Source organism: Paraburkholderia tropica, assembly GCF_014171495.1.
GTDB lineage: Bacteria > Pseudomonadota > Gammaproteobacteria > Burkholderiales > Burkholderiaceae > Paraburkholderia > Paraburkholderia tropica.
Genome location: NZ_CP049134.1, coordinates 701,279 through 726,391 on the forward strand (window position 1 = coordinate 701,279; position 25,113 = coordinate 726,391).

The 25,113-nt window shown below is 59.1% G+C and carries 18 protein-coding genes and 1 other annotated feature; of the genes, 6 read left to right on the top strand and 12 right to left on the bottom strand.

Going from position 1 to position 25,113, the window contains the following annotated elements; all coding sequences use genetic code 11:
* The first annotated feature begins 42 nt into the window (after positions 1-42).
* Complete coding sequence (locus G5S35_RS03095; RefSeq protein ID WP_237181331.1) at positions 43-1,596, top strand: glycosyltransferase family 4 protein; 1,554 nt, start codon at positions 43-45, stop codon at positions 1,594-1,596.
* Between the two features lie 532 nt (positions 1,597-2,128).
* Here G5S35_RS03095 and G5S35_RS03100 read toward each other — a convergent pair.
* From G5S35_RS03100 to G5S35_RS03120, 5 genes are all read right to left on the bottom strand, one after another.
* Positions 2,129-3,366, bottom strand: a protein-coding gene (locus G5S35_RS03100; protein ID WP_183038563.1) for an IS3 family transposase whose coding sequence is annotated in 2 segments (ribosomal slippage) — positions 2,129-3,075 and positions 3,075-3,366 — 1,239 coding nt in all. Because the reading frame shifts where the segments join, the coding sequence is not laid out codon by codon here.
* Positions 2,969-3,085 (bottom strand) — a sequence feature (AL1L pseudoknot). It overlaps the preceding gene by 117 nt.
* Before the next feature lie 149 nt (positions 3,367-3,515).
* Positions 3,516-4,349, bottom strand: a complete 834-nt coding sequence (locus G5S35_RS03105) for a phytanoyl-CoA dioxygenase family protein (protein WP_074984600.1) — start codon at positions 4,347-4,349, stop codon at positions 3,516-3,518.
* Positions 4,350-4,372: 23 nt separating this feature from the next.
* Positions 4,373-5,296 carry a glycoside hydrolase family protein gene (locus G5S35_RS03110; protein WP_074984602.1) on the bottom strand — a complete coding sequence of 308 codons (924 nt, stop codon included), beginning with the start codon at positions 5,294-5,296 and terminating at the stop codon, positions 4,373-4,375.
* Between the two features lie 85 nt (positions 5,297-5,381).
* Positions 5,382-6,320 carry an NAD-dependent epimerase/dehydratase family protein gene (locus tag G5S35_RS03115; protein ID WP_074984604.1) on the bottom strand — a complete coding sequence of 313 codons (939 nt, stop codon included), beginning with the start codon at positions 6,318-6,320 and terminating at the stop codon, positions 5,382-5,384.
* Positions 6,317-8,215, bottom strand: a complete 1,899-nt coding sequence (locus G5S35_RS03120; protein ID WP_124262395.1) for a glycosyltransferase family 2 protein — start codon at positions 8,213-8,215, stop codon at positions 6,317-6,319. The genes G5S35_RS03115 and G5S35_RS03120 overlap by 4 nt, the downstream gene beginning before the upstream one ends.
* A 529-nt stretch (positions 8,216-8,744) precedes the next feature.
* Here G5S35_RS03120 and G5S35_RS03125 point away from each other — a divergent pair.
* Complete coding sequence (locus tag G5S35_RS03125) at positions 8,745-9,302, top strand: GtrA family protein (protein WP_237181332.1); 558 nt, start codon at positions 8,745-8,747, stop codon at positions 9,300-9,302.
* Between the two features lie 125 nt (positions 9,303-9,427).
* Here G5S35_RS03125 and G5S35_RS03130 read toward each other — a convergent pair whose 3' ends face one another.
* The 6 genes from G5S35_RS03130 to G5S35_RS03155 form a co-directional block, all read right to left on the bottom strand.
* The gene (locus G5S35_RS03130) at positions 9,428-10,258 is read right to left on the bottom strand and encodes a sulfotransferase family 2 domain-containing protein (RefSeq protein WP_074984610.1); all 831 of its coding nucleotides are present in this window, start codon (positions 10,256-10,258) and stop codon (positions 9,428-9,430) included.
* A 303-nt stretch (positions 10,259-10,561) separates the two neighbouring features.
* Positions 10,562-12,547, bottom strand: coding sequence for a hypothetical protein (locus G5S35_RS03135; protein ID WP_074984612.1), 1,986 nt, complete (start codon positions 12,545-12,547; stop codon positions 10,562-10,564).
* Between the two features lie 147 nt (positions 12,548-12,694).
* Complete coding sequence (locus tag G5S35_RS03140; protein WP_124262394.1) at positions 12,695-15,013, bottom strand: hypothetical protein; 2,319 nt, start codon at positions 15,011-15,013, stop codon at positions 12,695-12,697.
* 354 nt (positions 15,014-15,367) lie between these two features.
* A complete protein-coding gene (locus tag G5S35_RS03145; protein ID WP_183038564.1) occupies positions 15,368-16,108 on the bottom strand; it encodes an SDR family oxidoreductase in 741 nt (246 codons plus the stop codon).
* Positions 16,105-17,421 (bottom strand): FAD-binding oxidoreductase, encoded by a 1,317-nt coding sequence (locus G5S35_RS03150; RefSeq protein ID WP_074984616.1) that lies wholly within the window; start codon positions 17,419-17,421, stop codon positions 16,105-16,107. Before G5S35_RS03150 ends, G5S35_RS03145 begins: the two co-directional genes overlap by 4 nt.
* 3 nt (positions 17,422-17,424) lie before the next feature.
* Positions 17,425-18,849, bottom strand: coding sequence for a UbiA family prenyltransferase (locus G5S35_RS03155; RefSeq protein ID WP_074984618.1), 1,425 nt, complete (start codon positions 18,847-18,849; stop codon positions 17,425-17,427).
* Between the two features lie 710 nt (positions 18,850-19,559).
* Between G5S35_RS03155 and G5S35_RS03160 the strand changes: the two genes are divergently transcribed.
* From G5S35_RS03160 to G5S35_RS03175, 4 genes are read left to right on the top strand one after another with little or no spacing between them, the layout of a single operon-like run.
* Complete coding sequence (locus G5S35_RS03160) at positions 19,560-20,393, top strand: glycosyltransferase family 2 protein (RefSeq protein ID WP_183038565.1); 834 nt, start codon at positions 19,560-19,562, stop codon at positions 20,391-20,393.
* Complete coding sequence (locus G5S35_RS03165; protein WP_183038566.1) at positions 20,390-21,349, top strand: UDP-glucose 4-epimerase family protein; 960 nt, start codon at positions 20,390-20,392, stop codon at positions 21,347-21,349. Before G5S35_RS03160 ends, G5S35_RS03165 begins: the two co-directional genes overlap by 4 nt.
* 23 nt (positions 21,350-21,372) lie before the next feature.
* Positions 21,373-22,428: an MraY family glycosyltransferase gene (locus G5S35_RS03170; RefSeq protein ID WP_176082077.1), complete on the top strand. Its 1,056-nt coding sequence runs from the start codon at positions 21,373-21,375 to the stop codon at positions 22,426-22,428.
* Complete coding sequence (locus G5S35_RS03175; RefSeq protein ID WP_074984621.1) at positions 22,415-24,298, top strand: polysaccharide biosynthesis protein; 1,884 nt, start codon at positions 22,415-22,417, stop codon at positions 24,296-24,298. The genes G5S35_RS03170 and G5S35_RS03175 overlap by 14 nt, the downstream gene beginning before the upstream one ends.
* A gap of 94 nt (positions 24,299-24,392) precedes the next feature.
* Here G5S35_RS03175 and cysC read toward each other — a convergent pair whose 3' ends face one another.
* Positions 24,393-24,908, bottom strand: a complete 516-nt coding sequence (gene cysC / locus G5S35_RS03180; protein ID WP_065057277.1) for an adenylyl-sulfate kinase — start codon at positions 24,906-24,908, stop codon at positions 24,393-24,395.
* Positions 24,909-25,113: the final 205 nt, after the last annotated feature.

Here is a 25,113-nt window from a genome sequence, read left to right on the forward strand (position 1 = left end):
ACACCGTCTAAAACTAATTTTTAATTTATTTTTTCAACGCAGATGAGAATATTCAACAATCTATTCGAGGCTTTTCGCCGCAGAGTGGTGCGATCAAATCCGGGCTTGCCCAATGATTTTGATCCTGATGTGTATTTGAAACTGCATGATGACGTGCGTGAGGCAGGTGTCGATCCGGCACAGCACTACATGGAATTTGGCATGGCGGAAAAGCGGCCTTATCGGCTCCCTCCAGAAAATAAAGCTGTCGTGCGCCGCCTGGGTTGGGGTAGGCGTTCGACGCCGGCCGATTTCGATCCTGCGGTCTATCTTAGACTTCACGCGGATCTGCGCGATGCGGGCGTCGATCCGGTCGCGCACTACATCGAATTTGGAGAGGCGGAGAAGCGGGAGTATCAATTTCCGCCTTTCGAGTACCTGCGAAGCACCGTCTTTGATCCCAAACGACAAACAGCGCTGCTGGTGACGCACGAGTGCTCGCTCACCGGTGCGCCGGTACTCGTTTACAACATAGCCGAACAATTGTCTGGCTCCATGAATGTGATCGTTCTCTCATTGGGAGGCGGCATACTCGAAGAGCTATTCAAGGAACTGGATGTCACTTTTGTGCCAGCGCACTATGCGCGCTTCAGTAGTGCACATGCAGAATACGTCATTGGCTGCGTTACGCGAGACCTTTCGCCATCCTTCGCAATCGTCAATAGCATTGAGTCGCAGTGGGTCGTCGAACCGCTTCAGCATGCGGGCGTGCGCACCGTTAGCTTGATTCACGAATTCGCGTCCTGCTATCCGGATCCTGCGGCGCGATTCAACGCCATGATGACCTTGCCTCAGCAAGTCGTGTTCTCGTCGGAAATCACGCTCAAGGATGCGGCTAGATTCGTCAGTGGCTACCAGCCTGAAAGGACCCATGTGTTGCCTCAGGGGCGCTCCAGAATCCCGGGTAAGCGCACGCAGGACGCCTCGGCAGAGAAGGAGCAGCAAAGGTTGCGTTCTATTCTCCGTCCGTCCGGACAACAGGCGCCGAAATACGTGGTGCTCGGTGCAGGGTCGGTCAACTATCGCAAAGGCATCGATCTCTTCCTTCAATGCGCGCGTGCGGTTTTGTCGAAAGTCGGGGAGGGCCAATGTCGGTTCATTTGGATCGGACAAGGTTACGAGCCGCGAAAGGACGCGGCGTACTCTGTCTATCTGGAGGACCAGATCACGCGTGCGGGTCTTTCGGATTCGGTCGAGATTATCGGTGAGACCACCGAGATCGAAACGGCTTATCAACTGTCTGATCTCTTTCTGCTGAGTTCGAGACTGGATCCCTTGCCGAATGTGGCAATTGATTCGATGTTCTTCGAGAAACCGCTTGTTTGTTTCGACAAAACGACGGGGATTGTCTCCTTCCTGGAGAGTATCGGGCTGAAGGATCCTTGCGTCGCGGACTATCTGGACGTCGAAGGCATGGCTAGCAAGGTGGTGCGCCTGCTTACAGAGCCTGAACTCAGATCGCAGGTGTCTGCTACGCTTGCCGCGCATGTCGCGGAAAGCTTCGATATGGAGCAGTATGTGCGCAATATCGTTGCACTGATTGAGCCGGTTGCTTAATGCAGAGCTCGGCTAGTTGCAGTAGCAGGCTGACAACGTAGACTTTGATGTCTCAGAGGCAGTGAGTGCCGGGAGACAACACTTGAGCGAGTCGGTTACGCCGTTCTTGCCGGGTCATGCTGTTGCGGGGGCCGGGGGATCTGCCGCGCGCGCCTTTGCGCACGATGTGTGCGCAAAGGCTGTAAGCGGGGCGTTGCCTCGCTCAGCCACCATCTACCGACTGCATCGCATGGTGGTCGTCAGCAATGATCTTTGTGCACATCGGCGTCGGGTGGACTGCTGCCTGAGGCCGCGCTAGAGGTGAGCGTCCGTTGGGTGCCAATGACGGTCTACGTTGCCGCGTTTGAACAGCTCTGTGGGGCCATTCATCAGTTCAGATGTGCGATACGTTGGCCGTCAAGGTCACCGCGCTGTGATGGTCCCGCTGGAAAGTGGGCCGCAGCTCTGAATAGCCATATTCAGAGGGAGGCGGCCAGGCAGAGTACGATTGTTGCGGATTGAACCGAGCCGGGAATCGTGGAGGCTATTGGGTTTAAGTTAAAGCAGGCGCATCCGCAGTATTTCTGAGTTGCCTGTAGTAGTTTGCCTCAGCTTCAGCGGGCGGGATATAGCCGAGCGGTTCCATCAGTCGATGATGATTGAACCAGGCCACCCATTGCAGCGTTGCCAGTTCGACGGATTCCTTCGTTTTCCACGGGGCGCGCCGATGAATCAGTTCCGTCTTGTACAGGCCGTTAATCGTTTCAGCCAGCGCGTTGTCATAGCTATCGCCACGGCTGCCGACCGAAGGCTCGATGCCCGCTTCGGCCAGACGTTCGCTGTAGCGAATGCTGACGTATTGGGACCCCCTGTCGGAATGGTGTATCAATGTCCCGTTCTCGCCTGGTTGCCGCGCATACAGCGCCTGTTCAAGTGCGTCCAGAACGAAGTCCGTGGTCATCGACGAACTGACTCGCCAGCCAACGATACGGCGAGCAAACACGTCGATCACGAACGCCACGTAAAGCCAGCCTTGCCATGTCGAAACGTACGTGAAGTCCGAAACCCAGAGCTGATTCGGCCGCTGCGCCTTGAATTGCCGGTTGACTCGGTCCAGCGGACGCGGTGCGCTTTTGTCGGCAATCGTGGTGCGAATGCGCTTGCCGCGAACCGCACCACGCAGACCTTGCAGCTTCATCAACCGACCGACCGTGCAGCGCGCGACCACAATGCCCTCGCGATTCATCTGCTTCCAGACCTTCGGCACACCATAGACCTGCATGTTGGCCTGCCAGACACGCCTGATCTCGGGTTGCAGAATCTCATCTCGTTTCGCGCGGGCGCAGCGTCTGGACGGATCGCGAAGCTGTGCCGCATGGCGTCGGTAGCCCGACGGGGCAATCCGCAAGACCTTGCCGATCGGCTCGACCCCAAAGGTGTCGCGATACTGATCGACGAAGGCCTTCAGGACTTGAAACGGCGGTCGAGCTCCGCCTGGGCGAAAAACGCGCTCGCGACCTTGAGAATCTCGTTGGCACGACGCAATTCCTTGACCTCGCGCTCCAGGGCCTTCAGCCGTTCGCGTTCGTCGGTGCTCACGCCATCACGCTCACCCTGGTCAACCTGGTCACGCTTGACCCATTCGTGCAGCGTCTGCGGCGTACAGCCGATCATCGGTGCAATCGATTCGACCGCCGCCCACATCGACGGATGTTCCCTACGTTGCTCGCGCACCAGACGCACTGCGCGCTCGCGGACTTCCGGGGAAAACTTGGTTGCCTTCTTGTTCATGGCTCCATTCTCTCAAGAGTTGGAGCCTCCACCAAACCCGGCTCGGTTCAGATTGTCTTGAGCGAATTGCCCGCAATCGATCGAATCTGCAGTCGAAGATGCGTTCGACCGCATGCTATGGCAGTGGCCCAGCGGGCCACTGTTAGACGCTAGCTCCGCGGTAGGCGCCGCTCGCGCCAATTCTTTGCATCGGTCGCCGGGGACCAGCGGAAGCCTAAATACTTTCGTACGCTTGGATCTGTTGGTGGGGCAATACCCGTGCTCTCAAATGCGGTCTCAAAACTCACCTGCTGCGCCAGAAACGGAAGTCCGATGACGTGGTTGACAGCGCGACGGATATTGTTCGATACATTCAGGCCGCCTCGGTGATAAAGCATGGCATCCAGAACGATGAATGATCCGGCGGGCGCAGCAATTTGCTTCTCATGCTTCCGCACGAATTGATCGGTCGGAAACTCTTCAATATGATGCGTCGCTGGCAAGACGAATGACGCGCCGTTCTCGTGCGTGAATTCATCAATGCACAGAAGCGCATTGAATGCGATTATTTTAGAACTCGTCCAGTGCTGATAGCTAAGGTCGCGATGCCATTTTATTTGATAGTTCTGTCGATCGGGACGGTTGATAATCCCATTCTGTTGCATCAATACGAATTCCGGGCCTAGCAACTTCGTCGCCAGTTTCAGCAGATTCGGAGTGGTGGCTACGGTCAGAAAATCCGTGTCATAGGCCATCGCACAACGCGCAATGTCGGTGTCGCTAATACTTTCGAGTGCCTGCTCGCCGCCGAGTTCGCTGACTTGCGTACTATAGATCCGGTCAATCCCGGTTTTCAGGCGCTCAATGAATTCTGCGGAAAGTCCACTGTCGATCACCGTGTAGCCGTTAACGCGCATTTCTGCTGCGGCTTCATCAACGACATCTTCACCTGCCAGCCGCCGCGCTACTCCGTGAGTCGATACTGGCGTATTGGAATCCATCATATCTGCAACCTTATATAGAGAAGCTAAGGGGCGATGAGTTCTGCAACTGCGAAACCTTCGCGGCCAAATGCGTTGCCGTTATAAAAACAATAAGTTTTGTCTCTTACGCTAATCAACGCAGTATAGGAGATGCTATCCGAGTCGAATGATGCTGGCGAAACGTCCAAGCCAACTTGCTGGTCCATTCGTGCCCACTGGCGTCCATCGCAAGACTCTGCATATCCCAGGCGGTACGCCGCGACCGAAATGCGGCGAATGGAGTAGTAAAGCTGATATTTCCCCTCTGTCGTCTTGACGATCCACGGCCGTCCGATTCCGTGTTCATCCTCGTTAAAGCTCATGCACGAAATCCCTTCGTCGCCCCAGTTGATTCCATCGGTTGATTCGAGATACTTCAGCGAGTATCGAGGAACCTCTTTGCCATTTACGATGTCCCAAGTCGACCCTGCGGTGTACCACATCCTGAATTTGTCATCTTCTGCGATGACAAACGGCGCGCAGCGAAACATGGTCTCAGCATCTGTTGCGCCGAGAATAGGCTTCTCCTGTACGCGCTCGAACGTCTTCCCGTTATCGAAGCTCCGGGCCAGGCCCATGAAGATCTGATATCGAACAGTTTGAGACCGCGCGAAACCTGAGTAGTACATCAGCAGAGTACCGTCGGTATCACTGAGAACCTGGGCGCAAACGATGCCTCGCTCGTCGAAGGTGCCTTGATTGCCAACATCCATCAACGGCCCTGGCGAAGTTCCAATGATCTTCGTTGGATCCGAGGCATCAACGTCGACGAAATAGGGGCGACCGACGTTGTCTGCATCGCAGATCGTCAGGAATACGCGAATCGTCTTGTCGTCGATTAACAGGGGAGTTGGAACCATGGCACGTGTAGTTCCAGCCGGCGCATGCCTTGAGGTGTGGAAGACAAGTCCACGTTTGAGCCATTGCATGTTTGATTCGATGCTGAAAATAAGAGTCTGAATTATAGCTACCCGGTCGTGCTCCAGCGGAACCTTGGGGACACCAGCAATAGAGCTACTCGCGCTCTTGAGTATGCTTGCGAAGCCAATCGGCAGTCAGTCCAATCCCGACATCCAACGACACCTTCGGCGTCCAGCCCAGATGCGTTTGAGCCGCATTATTGTTCAATACACTAGCGGGCACATCAAAAATCCGGCCCGGTTGGTAAGTCCGCAGCACGGGATGTCCAACGTAGCCCTCGATCTTCTCAATGATCTCGTTCAGGCTCGTACCATAGCCGGAACTGATATTGAACACCGATTCTGTGCCTTCATACTGAATGGCACGTGCAAATGCCTCCGCAACATCCGAGATGTAGATGTAGTCACGCGTGACTGAACCATCGCCCCAAATTTCGATAGCTTCGGACCGAAGTGCCTTATCGAGAAATACTGTAATCGCGCCTTGAGCTGTCTGCACCCGTTGCCGCTCTCCGTAGGGGTTTGCCACACGGAGGATACTTGCCCTGATCCCATACTGTTGCTGGTAAAGCAGTAGATACTTCTCGATGGCAAGCTTCGAAATGCCATACGATACGCGTGGATTCGTCGGGTGCTTTTCGTCGATAGGCAGGTAAACCGGGTCGCCATACACAGTGCCACCCGATGAACTGAAGACGATTTTCTTCACGCCTTTCGCAACCATGACGTTCAGCAATTGCAGCGTTGCCACAACGTTGCTTTGCACGTCGTAAATCGGATCGTCATTCGAATTCTTCGGCAACGTCGTCGACACGAGATGAATGACCGCGTCGGCACCTTCAACCGCTTCCGTCACGTCGGCCAGACTGTTGAGGTCGCCGGTTAGCCAGCGGACGCTCTCGTTCTGCTCAAACTCACGATAAGCGGGAACGCGCGGCCGTTCGAAGACGCAAATTTCGTGGCCGTCTCGCAGCAGGCGATCTACGATAGTTGAGCCAATAAAACCACCACCGCCGAAGACAGTAATTTTCATGCTGTTACCTTCTTTTCCTGCTGCGAGATTTCAAGAGAAAGAGGGGCGACGCGAGGTGGCCATGCCAGGGAAAAATCCTCGAGATCGAGCGAAAGATTCGGACTGTAAGCGCGATCCTGAGTCAGTGCATCGCCCCAGCGCTTAAGCATGTATTCAACCTCCCGATTGAAGCGAGCCACTTTCTTTGGATTGTCTTCAAGGCCACGCGTTGCCGATTCATGATGAAACAGTTCTGCGTAGGGCGTCCAGACATTCCGGTACCCCGCTTCGAGGATGCGCAGGCAGAAGTCGACATCGTTGAACGCGACCTCAAGGTCGACTTCGTTGAGGCCGCCGACCTCTTCGTAGATCGCTTTGCGCATGACGAGGCATGCAGCCGTTACCGCGGAAAAGGAACTGATAGCGACAGCGCGCGAGAAATAGCCAAGACTGTCTCGCGGGAAAAGCTTATGCGCATGGCCAGCGACACCGCCCACGCCGATGGTAACGCCTGCGTGCTGGATTCTTCCATCGGGATACAGCAGTCTTGCGCCGACTGCGCCGACACCGGGCTGAATGGCAAGCGACACCATTTCCTCAAGCCATGTTTCTGAAATGACTTCGATATCGTTATTGAGGAGGCCGACGATCTCGCCATTCGCATGCGCGCACGCCATGTTGTTGAGCGCGGAGTAGTTGAATGGCCGATCATCGCGAATCACACGAATGTTTTCTGCTGCCTGAATCTGTTCCAGATAGTCCAGCGTCGCTTGCTCGTCCGAGCCGTTGTCGACGATGATGATTTCATAGGGAGCGTAAGTCGTCTTTTCGACAATGCTGTCGATGCATTGTTTCAGAAGTTCGAGGCCGTTCCGGGTGGGAATGATCAGGCTGACGAGGGGGCGTTGCTCGGGCAGGCGGTACGTTGCGCGATAGCAGTACGGCGTGCCCGTGACGCTGCCGTCGATATTCTGCCGCGCGAAATGTTCATTCAGCGCGCGCTCGCCCGCGAGCATTGCGTAGGGCTTTGCATCTACCGTTGCCGCAGTGCTGCTCGAATGGACTCGCCAATGGTAGAGCACGCGTGGAATGTGGACGAATGCGGAGACGCCGGCGCGCTCGAGGCAGCGAAGCGCCAGATCGTAGTCCTGAGCACCCTCGAAGCCGATACGAAAGCCGCCGATCTCGTCAAGGAGCTGCTTCTGATAAACGCCGAGGTGACAAATGATATTTTGCGAATAAAACAAATCAATGTTCATTTCGCATTTGAAGTACGGGTCGTGGCGCTTGCCCTGTACATCGATTTTGTCTTCGTCCGAATAGAATACGCGTGCCTGCGGTTGCCGAATGATTTCCTTGGCGACGCAGTAAAGCGCGTGTTGTGCGAACAGATCGTCCTGATCCAGCAACGCCACCCATTCGGATGTCACCAATTCCAGTGCGCTGTTCGACGCCGCCGAAATGTGGCCATTTTCTTTCCGGTAGGTCACGCGGATGCGCGAATCCTCGCGAGCATATTGCTCAAGCAAAGGGCGGACTTCCGGGCTCGTCGAAGCATCATCCGCGATGCACAGTTCCCAGTGCGGATAAAGCTGATTGCGAACGGAATCGATCGCCTCGATCAGCCAGCTGAGTTCGGCATTGTAGGTCGGCATGACCACGGAAATCCGCGGCGGCGTGGGCATGCTCGCAATATCGGATTTGATGAGTTCGATAGCGTCGTGATCGAGGCTGTCGTAGCGCTTGATCCATTCGGCATAGTCGTGGTTGGGCGCGGGGCGGCTGATGGCGCGTCGCTTCAGTCCGTCAAGCCCCTCTCGCTGGATGACGTTCGTTGCTTTCCTCAGGAGGGGATATACGCCGTCGCGTCTGATAAGACTCGCAAGTCTTCTGACAATTGAGGTGTATTTCTTCATAGAGACAGATCTATATTCCTGAGTGATCAAAATGGCCTGCTATGTCGCCGCCAGCCCAATGGGAAACGCTTTTCATCCACGTGGCCAGTTAAGGTCTAGCAAATAGCACCCATTTTTTAATGTTTTTTTGCGATTAATTTGCCGATGGAGCTATTGTACCGGCTGCCGTCTCGGGCAATCGATATGTCGTGCTATCGACAGAGTAAAAGGGACGGAGCTGGTCGTCCGTGAGATGGAGATGCCTGGCTTTGCGTGCAGAACACTATGCACCTGCTCTGCACCGCAGCTCGTGCCGAGTATGGTACATGATCAGATTGGAGGCGACAAAGTGTTTGGGGTGCGTAGCGTCCTGCCTTGACTCTCTGGATGGATCGGGTGCTACGGGGTGCTACGGGGCGCTGCGGCGCCGCTGCAGGCAATTCCGGGCGCAAAGGTACGATGCGATCGATCAAAAAGATCAAATGTAAGCATTAGTCTCACGAAGACACAAGCGGTGGCGAGGATCGGCTAATATAGCGGCACGTCAATTTTGCGTACCAGCGGTGAGCACGTTGTTTTTTGTCAGTCCGGCGACCTGTCTCCGGAACTTTTCGATCTGCAATATGAGCACCTGATTAAATGTACGGAAGCCCGTCTGATGCCAACATCATCGCAGCAAAAATATCGAAAAAAAAGCGGAGTGTCGAAACTCGCAATAACCTACGCGATTCTGGCGGCCATTGCCACCGCAATTAATATTGGCGCGCAGGATGTTTCGCTTCGAATCTATTCTGGCCAATTTTCAATCGCAGTGTCGGTAGCAGTCGGAACTATCGTTGGTCTGATCGCGAAATATATACTCGATAAAAAGTATATTTTTTCGTTTAAAGCCAAAGATGCAGCTCACGATGTGCGAACTTTTGTTGCTTATGCCGCAATGGGTCTCGTCACAACGGCTATCTTCTGGTCATTCGAATTCGGCTTCAATCAGATGTTTCACACCAAAGAAGCGAGATTTACCGGTGCGGTCATAGGATTGGCGATTGGCTATATTTCGAAATATATGCTCGACAGGAAGTTTGTGTTCGTCTCTGCCGAAGCAGAGTGATCGATATTCTGTGTGCTGTCAGGTTTAGCCGATTTCGCTAGTTGTCTTGTGTCACAACATTGAGGTCGCGAGCGCGGGGACTCGATAGAGTTCCCCGGCTGAACAAAGGCGATAGGGATAACTGGTCAGATTTCGTGACCGAGGAACGATCGGAAAATACGATCGAAATCCGTAAAATGGTAGATTTCACCCCAAATCGGGGAGAAATCCTGATTGAGTTTGTTGAATATCTGAAGATCAGTTTTATTCAGCTCAGTCGCGAGATGAATATCGTCGGCATCAAAATTATTATAGCCGGCTTCTGAAACGCGAATTGTGTGTTGGGGTGAAAATCGCATGCCGCTCATCGCAAACAGCAATTTTACAGACGCTACGTAATTCTCCTGGAAGCCAATCCAGTAGTAATTTTTCTTGATCCATTCGGCCGCTTCCTCCCCGTTATCGTGGATTCCAGGAGTCAGTTGCCGGGAAATTCCGTTGATATTCTCCGGGCATTGGATAAAATGGCGGAAATTGGGATATTGCTGCTTGAAGGCGGCGTTATCGGGATGCGCGCTCGAGGAGTGATACTCGTAGAAAGACGTAAGGCGGGAGATCGGATTCCGGATGAAGGTTACGAGTCGGCCATCCGCAATATTTTTTGTCCGCGCGAGCTGGTTATAAGAGAAGTGTCCCGACACCATTCTGCATTTCGCTATGCGATGGCTATCGAGATCCGCCAGATTGCTCTCCATGACCGCCGTGTACTTTTCGGCGCTCACAGGCAGTTCGATTTTTGAAAAATCGACGAATACGTTCTCGGATGGCTGAAATCGATCGGCAAGTTCTTCGCGAAACGATGAGCCGGCGGTTTTCGCAACGTGCAGGAAAACAAGGGGTTTTCTTTGCGCGTGCTCGTCGCCAAGGCATTGCTCAAGAAAAGCTTTGGTTCCGAGTTCGAATAAACTGCCAATCATTTTGCTATTCCTTTTATCTGAACTGATGTGTTCACGACGTCGCTTCCGCAAAAGGCGTAAGTCCTTGGTCTCGCGATAGCCTGGATGGGTGAATTACCCGCTCAGGTTTTCAGGCGAGAAGTGAAGGCTGACGTCCAGGTTAGCTAACCCGCCTCGAGGCGATTGCATCTACAGCGGCGCTATCACGATAGTTCTGATTGTTGCCAATAAAAAATTAGTTGTGCAAGAAGCGTGCGCCCTGCGTCGCTCGTAGCATCGATTTAATCGACGCTGAGACTCGCCGCAGGGCGGTTAGTGCGCGGCTTACTTGCCGCAGCCGGTCGGCTCAATGTTGAGGTTGAGCCAGTCGCTATCGGGGTTTCCGTGGTCGTCGACGAGCACCTTCACGGGCGGGGATCCGACAGCAACCGAAAAGTCCACATCGTGTCCTCGGCTCACGACACCCTTTTGCGTCTGGCCCTGGCTATTGATCGTGGTAATACCGATCACGCCACCTCCGCGTTGAATTGCATCTGGCAAGACGCCCTTGTCGAGGGTGGCGACTACGTTGACGCCAGAGCAGGTGGCATCGTCGGCCAGGCGCCCGAGATCGATCGAAAGGGCGGTCGGATCGCCGACGCCCGGATGGACGAAAAGGACTTCGTCGGTCATTTTCGAAACAGTACCGGTCTGACGCCCGAGGTGATCGACGTGGACATAGTTCATGATGCTGCTGGTCTGAACATTGCCCCAATCGGTCATGTCGAGCGACGTGCGGCGAAGCAGGGTGTAATAGCGCGAGAGGGGGATCTTTGTCCAGCCAGGCGCGCCATTCTGCAGAAATTCAGTGAATTCCGTGTGCCCGGTTTCCTTGGACCATTCGAGTAGCGGGGCGCTGACCATGACGCCATTGATGTGCGCCTGATCGAGATATTGGATCATGTTCTGTGCCTGGGCATCCAGCGCGTAGAGCGAGTGGCAGTTCTTCGCCGCGTAATAGCACCAGCCGCCGTCCATCTCAAGCAATGCCCCGAATGGTTTTTGCATTCGGAGCGCCGTGGCGGTGTCGAGGTGAGGTTGTTCGCCGGCTGGAAGCGGCTTGACGACTGCCGCTGTCAGCACCAGCAGAATCGCCGCACCGATTGCCGTATCGCGAGCACCAAGCCAGCGAAACACCAGCGCGATCAGGAGCATCATCAGCGTGGCGGCCACGACGAGATAGTGGTCGCGAGCAAAGATGAGGACAATCGACATCGCAGTGGGCACCGCGATGACGATCCAGGCGACCACGCTGGCGAGATCGAGAGGACGTCGGGTCCGCTTCGTGAGGCACCATGCAGCCAACGCGACGACCGCGATTGCAATGACGGGGTGGTTGGTGGCTATGCCTGCCAGTGCGCCCAACCCGGCTTTCACGCCGCTCTCGATGTTGTAAACGAAATACCCCAGCACGCGGGCGGGGTAGAGTCGGAGCGCATTCATCTCCGACGTGGCACCCGGAAGATACTGGGCCAGAAGCTTCTCGTAGTTGAAGAACGGGTCGATATTGATCTTGCCCGTGTCCCGAAGATAGAGGCTGAAATGCTGGCCAAACGCCTGAAGCGCGCGCGCGCCGCCACGCAGGACAGGGAACGTCCAGAGCTTGACCAACACAGCGACGATCACCAGGATCCCGACGGTAACCCAGGGCCACGGCCGCGCTGTAACGAACTGCCGGTAGCTGAACGCCAGGGCCACGATGGCGATGGCGGTCGCGGCGTAAAAGGCAATCACGAATTCAGGCCGGATGAAGGTGACGATAAAAGCCGTCAACGCAACGCAGGCCATTTTCGAATGAAAGCGGGGCAGGCGCGTGGAAATTGCAAAACCGATGCTCATGAGCGCGATGGCCGCGTAGACGAGTTTCGGGAGCGCTTGTGAGTAGCCCGAAGAGATCAGAATCGCGGTGGTGATTGCCGACAGTGCGACATTCCGGCTGATGACGAAAACCGCCAGTGAGGTAGCGATGATCCCAGCAGCAACGACCGCGACGCCCATCCAGATGTGCAGGGTCATCGGATCGGGGTCAATCGCCGACGCGATCCGGTAAATGTATGAGTAAAGCGGAGATCCCTCGTAATTGAGGAATCCGTGGTTCCAGTTGAATATCCCGCTTGCCATGTAGAACGTTTCGTCCCACATCTGAATGTCCCAGATATGTGGGGCATTTCGTAAAAACATGGCGACACAGAAGATTGTGAGCACGCTCACCAAACCGACTAGAGCCTTCCGTTTCATGATCACTTGATTATGTATCTTCGTATCAGACATGGCATGCGAGTTTAACAGTACTTCCTTACTGCGATTCCGGGGCTGTAAAGGATCGTGAATACCTCGCGGTTTTGCACGATACGACAGCTTGTGGCAGCGCCCGGCGCGTCGATCTGGCAATGCATTCAACGCGCTGATGCTTGCTCATTAATCCAGTTTCAGTTCGATAGGGCAGCGTGAAGCTTTGCCATCGGCCTGCACCATCCATTCGACGGTTCGCGGATGATCGAGCGTGCTCAGATCGAGCATGACACTGAATCCCGATGTGGCGAGTTCCGGGCGGTGAAGCGCGAGTGCGACGTCGGGGCGATTTCTCGGCTCGGCCGTGAAGTAATGGGGGCCGTTGGCATCACGCACGATGAAGTACGAACGGATCGATTTCGCGTCTGCTGCCGAAGCCGGCGCCGACCAGCCTTGCAGCGACAAGACGTTGCCCGGAGTCGCGACATGCGTTTGCGCGACGTATGGCGTGTTGTTGACGAGGTCGAACGTGCAGCGCGGTGGCGAACTGGTCTGTGCCGTGTCAGGCGGCGCGTCCGTCGGTGACGACAGGATCAGCTTGCTCGCGGAGGGTTGCGGAGTAATTTCGATACGACGAAGCTGGACGCTGTAGTTGTCGCTCCACAAATGCCGGTGTGACGCTTCAACCTTGAATGCCACGACCTTGCGCGCGGACTGGACGCCACTCGCCAGCGCGATGAGATCCTCGGGGCGGTTCAGGAAGGGCGACAGAATAAAACCGCCGCTGCCGACTGCGGCGATGAAGCGCCGGCGCACGACGCTGCCGTCGTCGAGCGTCAACTCCAGTGAGAGTTCCGGGAGCCTCCAGGCCGCGCTCAACAGCTTGCCGGCAAGCGTCGGTTTGATATCGAGCGTGGCCCATAGCGGCTGGCTTGCGCTGAGTTCAACGCGTTCGCCAAGACGGGCATGGCGGGTCATGAGCGGCGTCGGCTCGATCGCTGCGGCAGGCGGCCCGGCGTGTCGTTCGAAGCGCACGTACTGCCCATCGTACGCGACCGGCGAATATCGGGCCAGCAGGCCGACTACGCTGGACGCATCGTCAAGCGTGGGCATGCGGTTGTCGATTGGCGCGAAGGTGAAAAAGACGGTGTGGGCGCCCGAGCGCTCGAGATGCTCGGCATTGGCGGCGTCGAGGCGCGGATCGTAGACCGAATAGCTCTGAAAAATCGGCCGGGGCTTCCAGTGGAGGCCGTTTGCGAAGACCGAAGAAAGCTCCGTCGGATAGAGGTCGACGGTACCGCTTACGGCGGGCAGGCGCTCCTGGGTGCGAATGGCTTCGTTTGCGTTCGCGAACTGGGCCGGCAGGCTGGACGGCGACTCGATGCGCGTTTCGATGCCCGCGATTGTGCGCGTCCATGCGCCGTTCAAAAGTTCGCCGGCGTAGCCGAATCCCATCGGGAATACGGCGTGCCCGACGATCTTCCACGTCGCGACGACGACGATCCACAACATGCAGGCCGGCAGCGGTGCGCTTCGAGCGGCGGCAGCAAAGGCGATGAAGAGCAGGAAGCCGGTCGTGATGAACACGTGCCCGTCTTGTCGCACCATCCCCGCCTTGAAGCCCACGAACAAGACCATGACGAGTCCGAGCGTGGCGCACCAGCCGACCAGACCTCGTCCGCGCCCGAACGTTACATGGAAGTAGATCGCGATGATGAGCGAGACCCCGGCGACGAGGGCGGGAATCCAGAGGCGGCCCGGAAACGACATCGCATTCGTGTAGCCGGAGATGATCGGTGCTTGCGCAATAAAGTAGCCAGGCAGTGCCTCGAGCGGTTGGCCCGTGCTCGTCCACGCCACGATCAGACCGGCGACGCAGAGTAGAAAGAACATCGCGGCTTTCGCGCGATTCTGGCGGGCCAGCATGACGAAGGCGAGCGCGCAGGTCGCCCAGACCGAGCCAGCGAAGCTGGCCTTGACGATCGGCGTGATGATGATGGCAATCGTGGCGAAGCCGATCCCGAGTTGTACGGGTATCGTCGGGCGCAGATAGAAGCGGTCTTCGGCGACGAGTTGCGTCCGCGCGATGACGTACAGCAGGAGAAACGGCGCGGCAAGGAACACGCTGTCGCGCACGAGCGCCATCGCGACGATGGCGGGAAGGAGAAGGGCGTAGGCGAGCCTGCCGGGCGACAGCGCCAGCGCCATCAGCAGACCGAACCCGCAGGCGAAAACGGTGCTTCCGACCATCATCAGCGTGTCGGTTGCGGGGCTATAGAGCGTCGAGTAGACCGAAGCAAGCGGGCCGAACGTGAAGATAACATCGCGGCCAAATACGAGCTTGTGCTCGACCGCGACGTTCAGCGCATAACGCCACGAATTGTCGAGCCCTGCGAGCGGCATGCTGGGGGCGAATGGGATCAGGAGCAACGCGGCGATCACCAGTGAGGCGATGCCAATTATGTTGCCTGTCGCCAGGAGGCGCTTGCTCGAAGTGGTAATCATCGTTTTCGTGCTTCTTTGACCGGACTTCGACGGTCCTGATCGTGTTTTCAGGCCCTGCGTGCATTGCTGCGGCCTGCCGCGAAGCGAACGCAGGCTGCGGCGCTCGACGCCGGGCCTTCTCGGGTAATTCGGGAAATGCGTACCGATACAGGCACCCACACCCGGTTGCCATGTCCGGCTTCCACGCCAGGCCGCGTGCCGATGGCCATCACGCGGATGTCGTGACTGCGGCAATGGCCATCGGGGAAGGGCAAGCTGCGCATTCGTCGCGTCGATACGTCATGGTCGACGGGATCGCACATCACGTGCCGCGTTGCTGACGTTCTCGCGCACCTGTTCGGCGTCGGTGGCCGGTTACAGCGAAGCGCGTTTGAACAGGAATTTGGGCACGCTCCGGATGATCAACATGATCAGCGACCAGAACCACGGCGTGTACAGCACGTCCTTCTTCTTTTCGATGGCACGCGTGATATCGCCCGCGACCTTGTCCGCCGTGGCGACGAGCGGACCCGGGAGCGGCAGGCCCTGCGTCATCGGCGTGGCGACGAAGCCCGGCTTGATGGTCACGACGTGTGCGCCAGCCTTGAAGAGGCGCGCATTCAAGCCCTCGCAGAAGTTCGAGAGGGCGGCCTTCGCGCTGCCGTAGAGATAGTTCGACGGACGACCGCGATCGCCGGCCACCGAGGAGATGACCGCGATGGTGCCGCTGCGCTGCGCTTCAATCAGGTTCGCGATGGGCGTGAGGAGGCCGATGATCGACGTGACGTTCGTGTTGAATTCGCGCATGGCCACTTCGGCGCTGTCCTGGCACTGCGCCTGGTCGGGCAGCGTACCCGGTGCGACGAGAACGATATCGATCTTGCCCAGTTCCGCCTGGCAACTTTCCAGCATGGCGGCGTGGCGCTCGACCTCGTTGATGTCGAGTTGAAAGCATGCCGCGCGCTTCGCGCCGCGTGCAACGAGGTCGTCCGCGACTTGTTGCAGGCGTTCGCCGTTGCGAGCAACGAGAAAGAGGTTTGCGCCTTCAGTGGCCCAGCGACGGGCACAGGCCGTAGCGATCGCCGAGGTCGCGCCTACGATGAGGATATTTTTCATGTTCGAGTAGTTCGTTCCCAGAATCGCGAAAGCATTGCGGGGTCCCGCAAGGTTTCCAGTTGTTCCCATTGTGGATAAGCCGCCCGGAAGTCCTCTCCCGACATATGGGCGTCCTTCGCGGGGTACAGGCGCCCGCTCGCTTCCCTGACGATCGCATCGAGGCGTGAGAAAAGTTGCGCGTTAGCCGCGTCTCGCTGAGGAAAGTCGAGTGCGAGCGAAGTACCCTCGCGTGGGAACGACAGCAGCCCCGGCGAGCGAATATCGCCGCAACGCTTGAGCACGGCGAGGAAGGAGCCGGTGCCGCTGGTTGCAATCGCATCGAGAATGGCACGCGTCGCATCGCGTGCAGCCTCCGGAGGAATGACGCACTGGTACTGCTGAAAACCTTTGCGCCCATAGATGCGGTTCCATTCGAGCAGGCTGTCGAGCGGATAAAAATACGCGTCGTAACTGACCTTCGCGCGCGTCTCGCCCCTGGGTTGGCGGTGATAGTAGAGGCCGTTGAACGCCCGCAGGGTGAGCGGATTGAAAAGCGGGATAGGCAACGTCACCGGGACGGTCCGCTTTTTTCGGCAGTCGACTTCCAGCGGACCGTCCTGCGCATGATCGCCGACCATGAAGATGCCGCGCCCCAGCGCCTGTCCGCGGCTCTGGCAATCGACCCATGCGACGCTGTATTCGTGTAGCGGATCGAGGCGGGTGGAAAGCTCGAAAAACTCGTCGAGATTATCGAAGCGGATATTTCTGACGTCGATGAGACTCGAGCGGATCGGCATCAGTTGGATTTCCGCCCACAGAATGAGTCCGGTGAGCCCGAGGCCCCCGATCGTTGCGGCGTAGAGGTCCGCGTGAAGCTCCGCTGAGCACTCGAGCACATTGCCGTCGCTGCGCGCGAGGCCGAAGCGGCGCACGTGGCGGCCAAACGTCCCGCGCACATGATGGTTCTTGCCGTGCACGTCGTTCGCAATCGAGCCGCCGAGCGTGGCGTACTTCGTACCGGGCGTGACCGGGAGCATCCAGCCACGCGGGATGGCGACGGCGAGAATCTGCTCGAGCGTGACGCCCGGCTCGGCGCGCAGTACGCCCGTCGTCCAGTCTGCGGCGATTACGCGATCGAGAGGCAGCGTCTGCAGCACGTGGTCCGATGCGGCGAGGCAACTGTCTCCGTAGCTGCGACCGTTGCCGAAGACGAGTGCGTTGCCGTGCTCCTGCGCGAGTGCCTGCCAGGCGGTCATGGCGCTGTCGCGCCACGCAATCGGGTGCGCCTCTTGTGGGTGGACGGGATATCGTCCCCAGGACAGAACCGTGCTCATAGATCAGATCGCAGCCCAGAACACGATGCCGCAAAGCGCAACGACGGCAAGGCTGACCCGATCACGCGCGGCAAACACGATCGGATCGTCGTGCATCAGGCCGCGGTGGGCGATGATCCACGTTCTGCTGATCCAGTAGAGCAGCAGCGGGCAGGCCAACCAGATGAACTGGGCGTTCCGGTACAGCTTGGCCGTGTTGGCGTCCTGAATGTAGAGCGCCAGCACGAGTACGGACAGATATCCCGATGCCGTTCCGAGCGAAGAGATGAGCGACAGGTCGCTCGCCACGTAGCCGCGCCCGCGCGTTTTCACGAGACCGCGCGCCTTCATCGAGTGCAGTTCCGCGTATCGCTTGACGAGCGCGAGGCTCAGGAAAATGAACATCGAAAACGCCAGCAGCCAGAAAGTGGGCTGCGCGCCGATAGCTGCCGTGCCGGCAATGATGCGAATGGTGTAGAGGATCGCCAGCACGACGACATCGACCATGACCTGCCGCTTGAGGTACATCGAATAGGCGAGCGTGAGCGCGTAATATCCCACGAGCACCGCAGCGAACCGCCAGGGCAGGAACAGCACAGTGAGTACGAAGGCGCTCACCAGCAAGACTGGAAAGAGTCCGATTCCCCAAGTTAGCGGCAACGCGCCGGACGCGAGAGGGCGCTTTCGCTTGGTCGGATGGTGCCGGTCGTCTTCGAGGTCGAGCAGGTCGTTCAGCAGATAGACGCTCGATGCACACAGTCCGAAGGCGAAAAACGCGAGCAGCGAAGCAAGGACGAGTCCCGTATTCGAGAGTTCGTGGGCGGCAAGCAGCGGCACGAAGATCAGAAGGTTCTTCAGCCACTGATGTAGACGCAGCGATTTCGACCACGTTTTCAGGGAGGGCGGCCGCGATTCGATCACGCGCTCGACGTTACCCACTTTACGCGCCGCGCGTTCGACGCCAGCCGACGGGTTGACCACGTACGCGCGCGCTGCGGATTGCCAGACGGCCACGTCGTCATGCGAGTTGCCCGCATAGTCGAAATTCTTCTCGCCGAATTCAGCCACGAGTTTGTCGCGCTTGCGCTCGGCAGAGAGATTCGTGTTGCTGTCCGTTGCGAAGGTCTGGTCGAACAGGCCGAGGTGATTGGCGATCGCGTGTGCGTAGCGTTCGTGACTCGCCGTTGCGAGCACGAGGGTTCGGCCAGTCTTGCGCTCCTCTTCGAGCCAGCTGAGCACGGCGGGATCATACGGCAGCACGGAAACGTCAACGTTCGTCGTTTCCGCGAGTCCTGCCTTCAGTGCGGGCTTGCCGCCACGCGTCAGCCACAGCAACGGCCTGTAAAAGCGATGCGGCGCTGACGTCAAATAAGCGAAGCCCGATTCGATCAGGATATCGGAGCGTATCAGCGTGCCGTCCAGGTCAACAACGAGTGGTCTGCTGTTCATACGGTAGGCCTGCGGGCACCTTATTGATGGGGCGTGGAAGGTAGAAATGGCGCTTCGCCCGGGAAGTCCGGGAAAGTTGCCAAACACGAAATTTTACCGGATATCGCCAACCGGTTACATTTGTTGCGGTTCAATTCACGTACGGTGGCTCACTCCAGGCAGCCGTATGCGGTGTAGGAGCCGGCGTCCGCCAGGCATGCCGATGCTCGCTTCATTCGGCGATGCAGGCTGCGCGGCGCGCTGCGATCGCCGCATCGCTGCGGACAAGTTCGGTGTTGCTGGGAGCCTCGGGCGTCGTGGTCAGGAGCGCCGTCAAGCCGGATTGCAAAGAAAATAGGGGGCGATTGAGTGGCGGCCAGATGCGTTTCGGAGTGGTCGAGCTCGCCTCGCCTCGGCGAAACCTGGCGGTGACGCCAGATGGTGCCTTGAAGTAACAGCAAGTAATAACGCCGGCGGCAGGGCAACAGTCAGGTGTTGGGTTTTGACACGGCTATTCCGGGTATGTGGGCTGTGCGCGGGCGCCGCTACTGTACTATTCGCCCACGTCAGGGGCAACCGCGCGCCCCGGAGATATCGGGCGCGGAGGAGCGTAACCCCCGTAACACTTCGAAAGTGCAATTGCCGAAAGTCGAAGTTTTCGCGACACTACGTTTTTTCTGGCACCTATTTAGTCACATTTGCGCGTGGCGTTGTCCCGTCGTCAAGAGAGAATGAGTCCGGTATCAAGTAACAAGCATCCGCATTTGTCGGTGTCAGTCGTGGTCTACCATCCTGATCCGGCATTGCTGGCTCGCACATTGGCAAGTCTTGCCCGAGCCGCTTCTTCTGAGACGCTCTCGGGCAGGGAAGTGCACCTGCTTATTGTCGACAACGACGGGCTGCCCGATGTCGGCGCCAGCGTCGACGAACTGTCGCGCGCGGGCATCAGTCATACGGTGTTGCGCGGCCACGGCAACGTCGGCTACGGCTGCGGCCACAATCTCGCGATTGCGCAGGCATCGAGCCGCTACCACCTGATCCTGAATCCCGACGTCGACATCGAGCCCAGCGCGCTGCTGAAAGCGCTGGAGTTCATGGACGCCCATCCGGACGCCGGCCTGCTGACGCCCGCAATCGTCGACGACTCGGGCCAGCTTCAATACCTCTGCCGCCAGTTCCCCACGCTCGTCGATCTGTTCGTGCGTGGTTTCCTGCCGCGCGCGGCGCGCCGGCCGTTCGAGTCGCGTCTCGCGCGCTACGAAATGCGCGCGCAGATCAACGAGCGCGACACGCTCTGGGATCCGCCCATCGTCAGCGGCTGCTTCATGCTGTTCCGCACCGACGTGCTGAAAAAGCTCGCGGGTTTCGACGCGCGCTACTTCCTCTATTTCGAGGACTACGACCTGAGCCTGCGCACGCACGAAGTCGCGCGCGTGGTCTACGCGCCCGCCGTGCGCGTGCTGCACCACGGCGGCGGCGCGTCGCGCAAGGGCATGGCGCACATCCGCATGTTCGCGGCGTCGGCGTTCAAGTTCTACAACCGGTTCGGATGGAAGTGGCTTTGAGCAGCGTACTGGTGACAGGAGCCAACGGTTTCGTCGGGCGCGCGCTGTGCTGCACGCTCGCACACGCGGGTCACGAGGTGACCGCGCTGGTGCGGCAAGGCGGTACCGATCGCGCGGATGGCGTGCGCGAATGGCGTCACGCCACGGCGGATTTCGCTGGACTCGAGCAAGCCTGGCCGCAAGGCTATGCGCCCGATTGCGTCGTGCATCTGGCGGCGCGCGTCCACGTCATGCACGATGAAGCGCCGGACCCGCTCGCGGCGTTCATGGCGACTAATGTCGAAGGCACGCTGCGGGTGGCGCGTGCCGCGCGGGAGCAGGGCGCGCGGCGCATGGTGTACGTCAGCAGCATCAAGGCCATCGCGGAAACCGACGGCGGCGTGCCCCTCGCCGAATCGACGCCGCCTCAGCCGCTCGATCCTTACGGACGCTCGAAGCGCGCGGCGGAAGAGGCGCTGTGGCGCTTGAGCGAAGAAACGGGCATGGAGATCGTGGTGGTGCGGCCGCCGCTCGTCTATGGTCCCGGCGTCGGCGCCAATTTCTTGCAGATGATGAATGCGGTGTCGCGCGGCATTCCGTTGCCGCTCGGACTCGTCGATGCGCGCCGCAGTCTCGTCTACTCCGATAATCTGGCCGATGCGCTGATGCATTGCGCCACCGACCCGCGCGCCGCCAACACCTGCTTGCATGTCACCGATGGCGACGATCCGTCGGTCGCGCAGTTGCTGCGCACGCTCGGCCGCCACCTCGGCAAGCCCGCGCGCCTGCTGCCGGTACCGCCGCGTCTGCTGCGCGCGGCCGGTGCGCTCGCGGGCCGTGCCGCCCAGATCGAGCGGTTGACGACGAGCCTTCAGGTCGACGCCTCGCGCATCCGCGCGCAGCTCGGCTGGTATCCGCCGGTGAGCCTGGATGCCGGGCTCGAGGCCACCGCACGCTGGTTTCGTGCGACGCACTGATCACGCGGAGACCGTATATCTACATGCTGCACGCACCGAATTCGCTGTTGTTTTCTTCGTCGATCTTGACGCTCGTGTCGATCGCGCTGGTGTGCGCCGTCGCGTGCGCCGCCGTCCTCGCGTTCCTGCTCAAGACCGGCCTCGCCTGGCGGCTCGCGACCGACATCCCCAATGAGCGCTCGCTCCACGTGCGCCCGACGCCGCGCGTAGGCGGCTGGGGCGTGATTCCGGTCGCGGTCGTGGCGATCCTGCTGGTTGCGCCGTCGCTCTGGCTGATCGCGCTCGGCGCGGCGTTCCTCGCCGCCGTCTCGCAGATCGACGACCGGCGCGGCCTGCCCGCGCGCGTGCGCTTTGCGGCGCACTTCGTCGCCGTGCTGGCGCTGATCGTCGGCTATCCGGCCCCGATTCCCTGGTGGTGCGCGGCCATACTGGCGTTTTTGCTGCTGTGGCTGGTCAATCTCTACAATTTCATGGACGGCGCGGACGGCCTCGCCGGCGGCATGGCGCTGTTCGGTTTCGGCGGCTACGCGCTGGCGGCGTTCGCCGGACCACAGCCGATGCTCCCGTTGAGCTGGGCGTGCGTGGCCGTCGCGGGCGCGGCGGCGGGCTTTTTGCTCTTCAACTTTCACCCTGCCAAAATCTTTCTCGGCGACGCCGGCTCGATTCCGACCGGCTTTCTGGCCGGTGCGCTAGGCTACTGGGGTTGGCGCGGCGGCGCGTGGCCGATCTGGTTCCCGGCGCTGGTTTTCGCGCCGTTTATCGGCGACGCGTCGGTCACGCTGATTCGCCGCCTGCTGCGCGGCGAAAAATTTTGGCAGGCGCATCGCGAACACTATTATCAACGGATGGTTCGACTCGGTACCGGCCACGCTGTCACGGCGCTGTCATGGTATCTGGTAATATGCGTGGGCATAGTAATTGCTTTATGGGCTTTGGGGCGCTCCCCGGCCCAGCAGTGGGGGATCGTTGCAGGCTGGGCTGTCGTTCTTGTTCTGATGGGTGCGGCAATCGACGTGCGCTGGCGTAGTTTCCAGTCCCTAACCAGTCAATCTGAGGTCGACGCTGATGCTCCGCAATAAAGCCACCTGGCTCTCGTTCAGCGCCTTTCTGTTCGATATCGGCGCCGTGGCCGCCGCCTGGCTGACGGCCTATCTTCTACGCTTCAATGCGTCCGTGCCGTCCGAGTTCTGGCACGGCGCGGTGAACACCCTCGTCTGGGTGCTGCCGATCTACGCGATCATGTTTCGCATCTTCGGGCTCTACCGCGGCATGTGGGTGTTCGCGAGCCTGCCCGACCTGTTGCGCATCTCGAAGGCCATCATCTCGGCCGGGCTGATCGTCATGATCGTCTCGGTCCTGTTGCAGCCGATGCCGATCATCCCGCGCTCGGTGCTGATTGTCTCGCCGCTGTTGCTGTTCTTCGTCATGGGCGGCGCGCGCGCGCTCTATCGCGCAACCAAGGAGTTCTACCTGTACGGTGGTCTCGTCGCCCAGGGCAAGCCGGTGATCGTGGTGGGCGCAGGCGGCGCGGGCGCGAGCCTCGCGCGCGAACTGTCGCGTTCGGCGGAGTGGCGTCTCGTCGGTCTGCTCGACGACGATCCGGCCAAGCAGGGCCGCGAAATCTACGGCTACAAGGTGCTCGGCCCGATCAGCGACATCTCGCGCTGGGCCGAAGAACTGCGCTGCGAGTTCGCAATCATCGCGATTCCCTCGGCGTCGGCGGAAGTGCAGCGGCGTGCGGCAACGCAATGCGTGCGCACAGGCGTGAAGGCGCTGATGCTGCCGTCGCTGACCGAACTCACGCCTGGGCGCGGCTTCCTCTCGCAGGTCCGCAACATCGACCTCGAGGATCTGCTCGGGCGCGACGCGGTCAAGATCGACACGCCGCACGTGGAAGCGCTCCTGAGCGGCCGCGTGGTGATGGTGACGGGCGCGGGCGGCTCGATCGGTTCCGAACTCTGCCGCCAGATTTTGCGCTTCGCGCCGGCGCAACTCGTCGCGCTCGATCTCTCCGAATTCGCGATGTACAAGCTGACCGAGGAGATCCGCGAACGCTTCCCCGAGCTCTCTGTGGTGCCGATCGTCGGCGATGCCAAGGATTCCTTGCTGCTCGACCAGGTGATGGCGCGTTATACGCCGCACATCGTCTTCCATGCGGCGGCGTACAAGCACGTGCCGCTGATGGAGGAACTGAACTCGTGGCAGGCGATCCGCAATAACGTGCTCGGCACCTATCGCGTGGCGCGTGCGGCGATCAAGCATCAGGTCCGCCACTTCGTGCTCATTTCGACCGACAAGGCCGTCAATCCCACCAACGTGATGGGCGCGAGCAAGCGGCTCGCGGAAATGTCGTGTCAGGCCTTGCAGCAGATCAGCGAGCGCACGCAGTTCGAAACCGTGCGTTTCGGCAACGTGCTGGGCAGCGCGGGCAGCGTGATTCCGAAGTTCCAGCAGCAGATCGCGAAGGGCGGCCCGGTGACGGTCACGCACCCCGAGATCACGCGCTTTTTCATGACGATTCCGGAAGCGTCGCAGCTCGTGCTGCAGGCATCGAGCATGGGGCACGGCGGCGAAATCTTCATTCTCGACATGGGCAAGCCCGTCAAGATCGTCGATCTCGCGCGCGATCTGATTCGTCTGTATGGCTACTCGGAGGAGCAGATTCGCGTGGTGTTCACGGGACTGCGGCCCGGCGAGAAGCTCTACGAAGAACTGCTCGCCGACGACGAAGCCACGACGCGCACGCCGCATCCGAAGCTGCGTATCGCGCGTGCGCGCGAGGTGCCGAACAACCTGCTCGATGAACTGCTGCCGTGGCTCATGCAGCATCGCGTGCCTTCCGACGACGAAGTGCGGCGCGATTTGCGGCGATGGGTGCCGGAGTATCAGCCTGCGGTCGCGCCTCAGCTTCAGTCAGTCGGCACGAGTTCTGTGCGGGCGGCGAGCTAAAAGAAAAAGGCGAAACACCTGTGTGTTTCGCCTTTTTTGTTGGGCGTCTGAAGCAAGCGCATGAAGCGTGGACGCAACCGTGCCGCGCGATCCTTTAGCCGATGACGCCGGCGCCAACGTGATGCTTGCGCGCGAGATGCTCGACGATGTCGTCGACGCAACGTTCGACCGAGGCGCTGTGCGTTCGCAAGGTGAGGTCGGGGTGAGCCGGCGCATGATATGGCGAGCCGATGCCCGTGAACTGCGGAATCTCACCGCGCCGTGCGCGCTTGTACAGCCCCTTTGGGTCGCGTTCTTCGCAGATCTCGAACGGCGTGTCGATGAACACTTCCACGAATCGGGCGTCGCCCACGATGCGTCGCGCATTGTCGCGGTGTTCCGGTTCCGGCGAGATCGTCGCGGTGATGGCGACAAAACCTTCCCGACAAAACAAATCCGCCACGTGAGCCACGCGGCGGAGGTTTTCGGTGCGGTCGGCTTCGCTGAAGCCCAGATCGGAGTTGAGGCCGGTGCGCAACACGTCGCCGTCGAGCACGGTAGAGCGAATGCCGAGCGCTTTCAGTCGTTCGACCAGCGCACGCGCGATTGTCGATTTGCCCGCCCCGGACATGCCGGTGAGCCAGACGACGGCACCCGTCGATGTTGCTGTTTCCACCCCTTTGCGCCCCACTCAAGTAAAGATTGGTTTAATTGAGTGGATATTCTAACTTCATTACGGGCGCTGTAACGTCGACGTAATAAAGTGCAATAAAAAATCAGCGGGCGGATTTTTTGTCACTTCGACCCTAAGTGCGCTCCGGCGGGGCCTGGCAGGC

Excerpts from the sequence above, each read along its gene's own strand:
- G5S35_RS03145 (WP_183038564.1), bottom strand. The coding sequence starts at position 16,108 with ATGAAAAATATCCTCATCGTAGGCGCGACCTCGGCGATCGCTACGGCC.
- G5S35_RS03105 (WP_074984600.1), bottom strand. The coding sequence starts at position 4,349 with ATGATGGATTCCAATACGCCAGTATCGACTCACGGAGTAGCGCGGCGG.
- G5S35_RS03115 (WP_074984604.1), bottom strand. The coding sequence starts at position 6,320 with ATGAAAATTACTGTCTTCGGCGGTGGTGGTTTTATTGGCTCAACTATC.
- G5S35_RS03120 (WP_124262395.1), bottom strand. The coding sequence starts at position 8,215 with ATGAAGAAATACACCTCAATTGTCAGAAGACTTGCGAGTCTTATCAGA.
- G5S35_RS03135 (WP_074984612.1), bottom strand. The coding sequence starts at position 12,547 with ATGTCTGATACGAAGATACATAATCAAGTGATCATGAAACGGAAGGCT.
- G5S35_RS03130 (WP_074984610.1), bottom strand. The coding sequence starts at position 10,258 with ATGATTGGCAGTTTATTCGAACTCGGAACCAAAGCTTTTCTTGAGCAA.
- cysC (WP_065057277.1), bottom strand. The coding sequence starts at position 24,908 with ATGTCCGGGGCGGGCAAATCGACAATCGCGCGTGCGCTGGTCGAACGA.
- G5S35_RS03150 (WP_074984616.1), bottom strand. The coding sequence starts at position 17,421 with ATGAGCACGGTTCTGTCCTGGGGACGATATCCCGTCCACCCACAAGAG.
- G5S35_RS03140 (WP_124262394.1), bottom strand. The coding sequence starts at position 15,013 with ATGATTACCACTTCGAGCAAGCGCCTCCTGGCGACAGGCAACATAATT.
- G5S35_RS03110 (WP_074984602.1), bottom strand. The coding sequence starts at position 5,296 with ATGCAATGGCTCAAACGTGGACTTGTCTTCCACACCTCAAGGCATGCG.
- G5S35_RS03175 (WP_074984621.1), top strand. The coding sequence starts at position 22,415 with ATGCTCCGCAATAAAGCCACCTGGCTCTCGTTCAGCGCCTTTCTGTTC.
- G5S35_RS03095 (WP_237181331.1), top strand. The coding sequence starts at position 43 with ATGAGAATATTCAACAATCTATTCGAGGCTTTTCGCCGCAGAGTGGTG.
- G5S35_RS03170 (WP_176082077.1), top strand. The coding sequence starts at position 21,373 with ATGCTGCACGCACCGAATTCGCTGTTGTTTTCTTCGTCGATCTTGACG.
- G5S35_RS03160 (WP_183038565.1), top strand. The coding sequence starts at position 19,560 with ATGAGTCCGGTATCAAGTAACAAGCATCCGCATTTGTCGGTGTCAGTC.
- G5S35_RS03155 (WP_074984618.1), bottom strand. The coding sequence starts at position 18,849 with ATGAACAGCAGACCACTCGTTGTTGACCTGGACGGCACGCTGATACGC.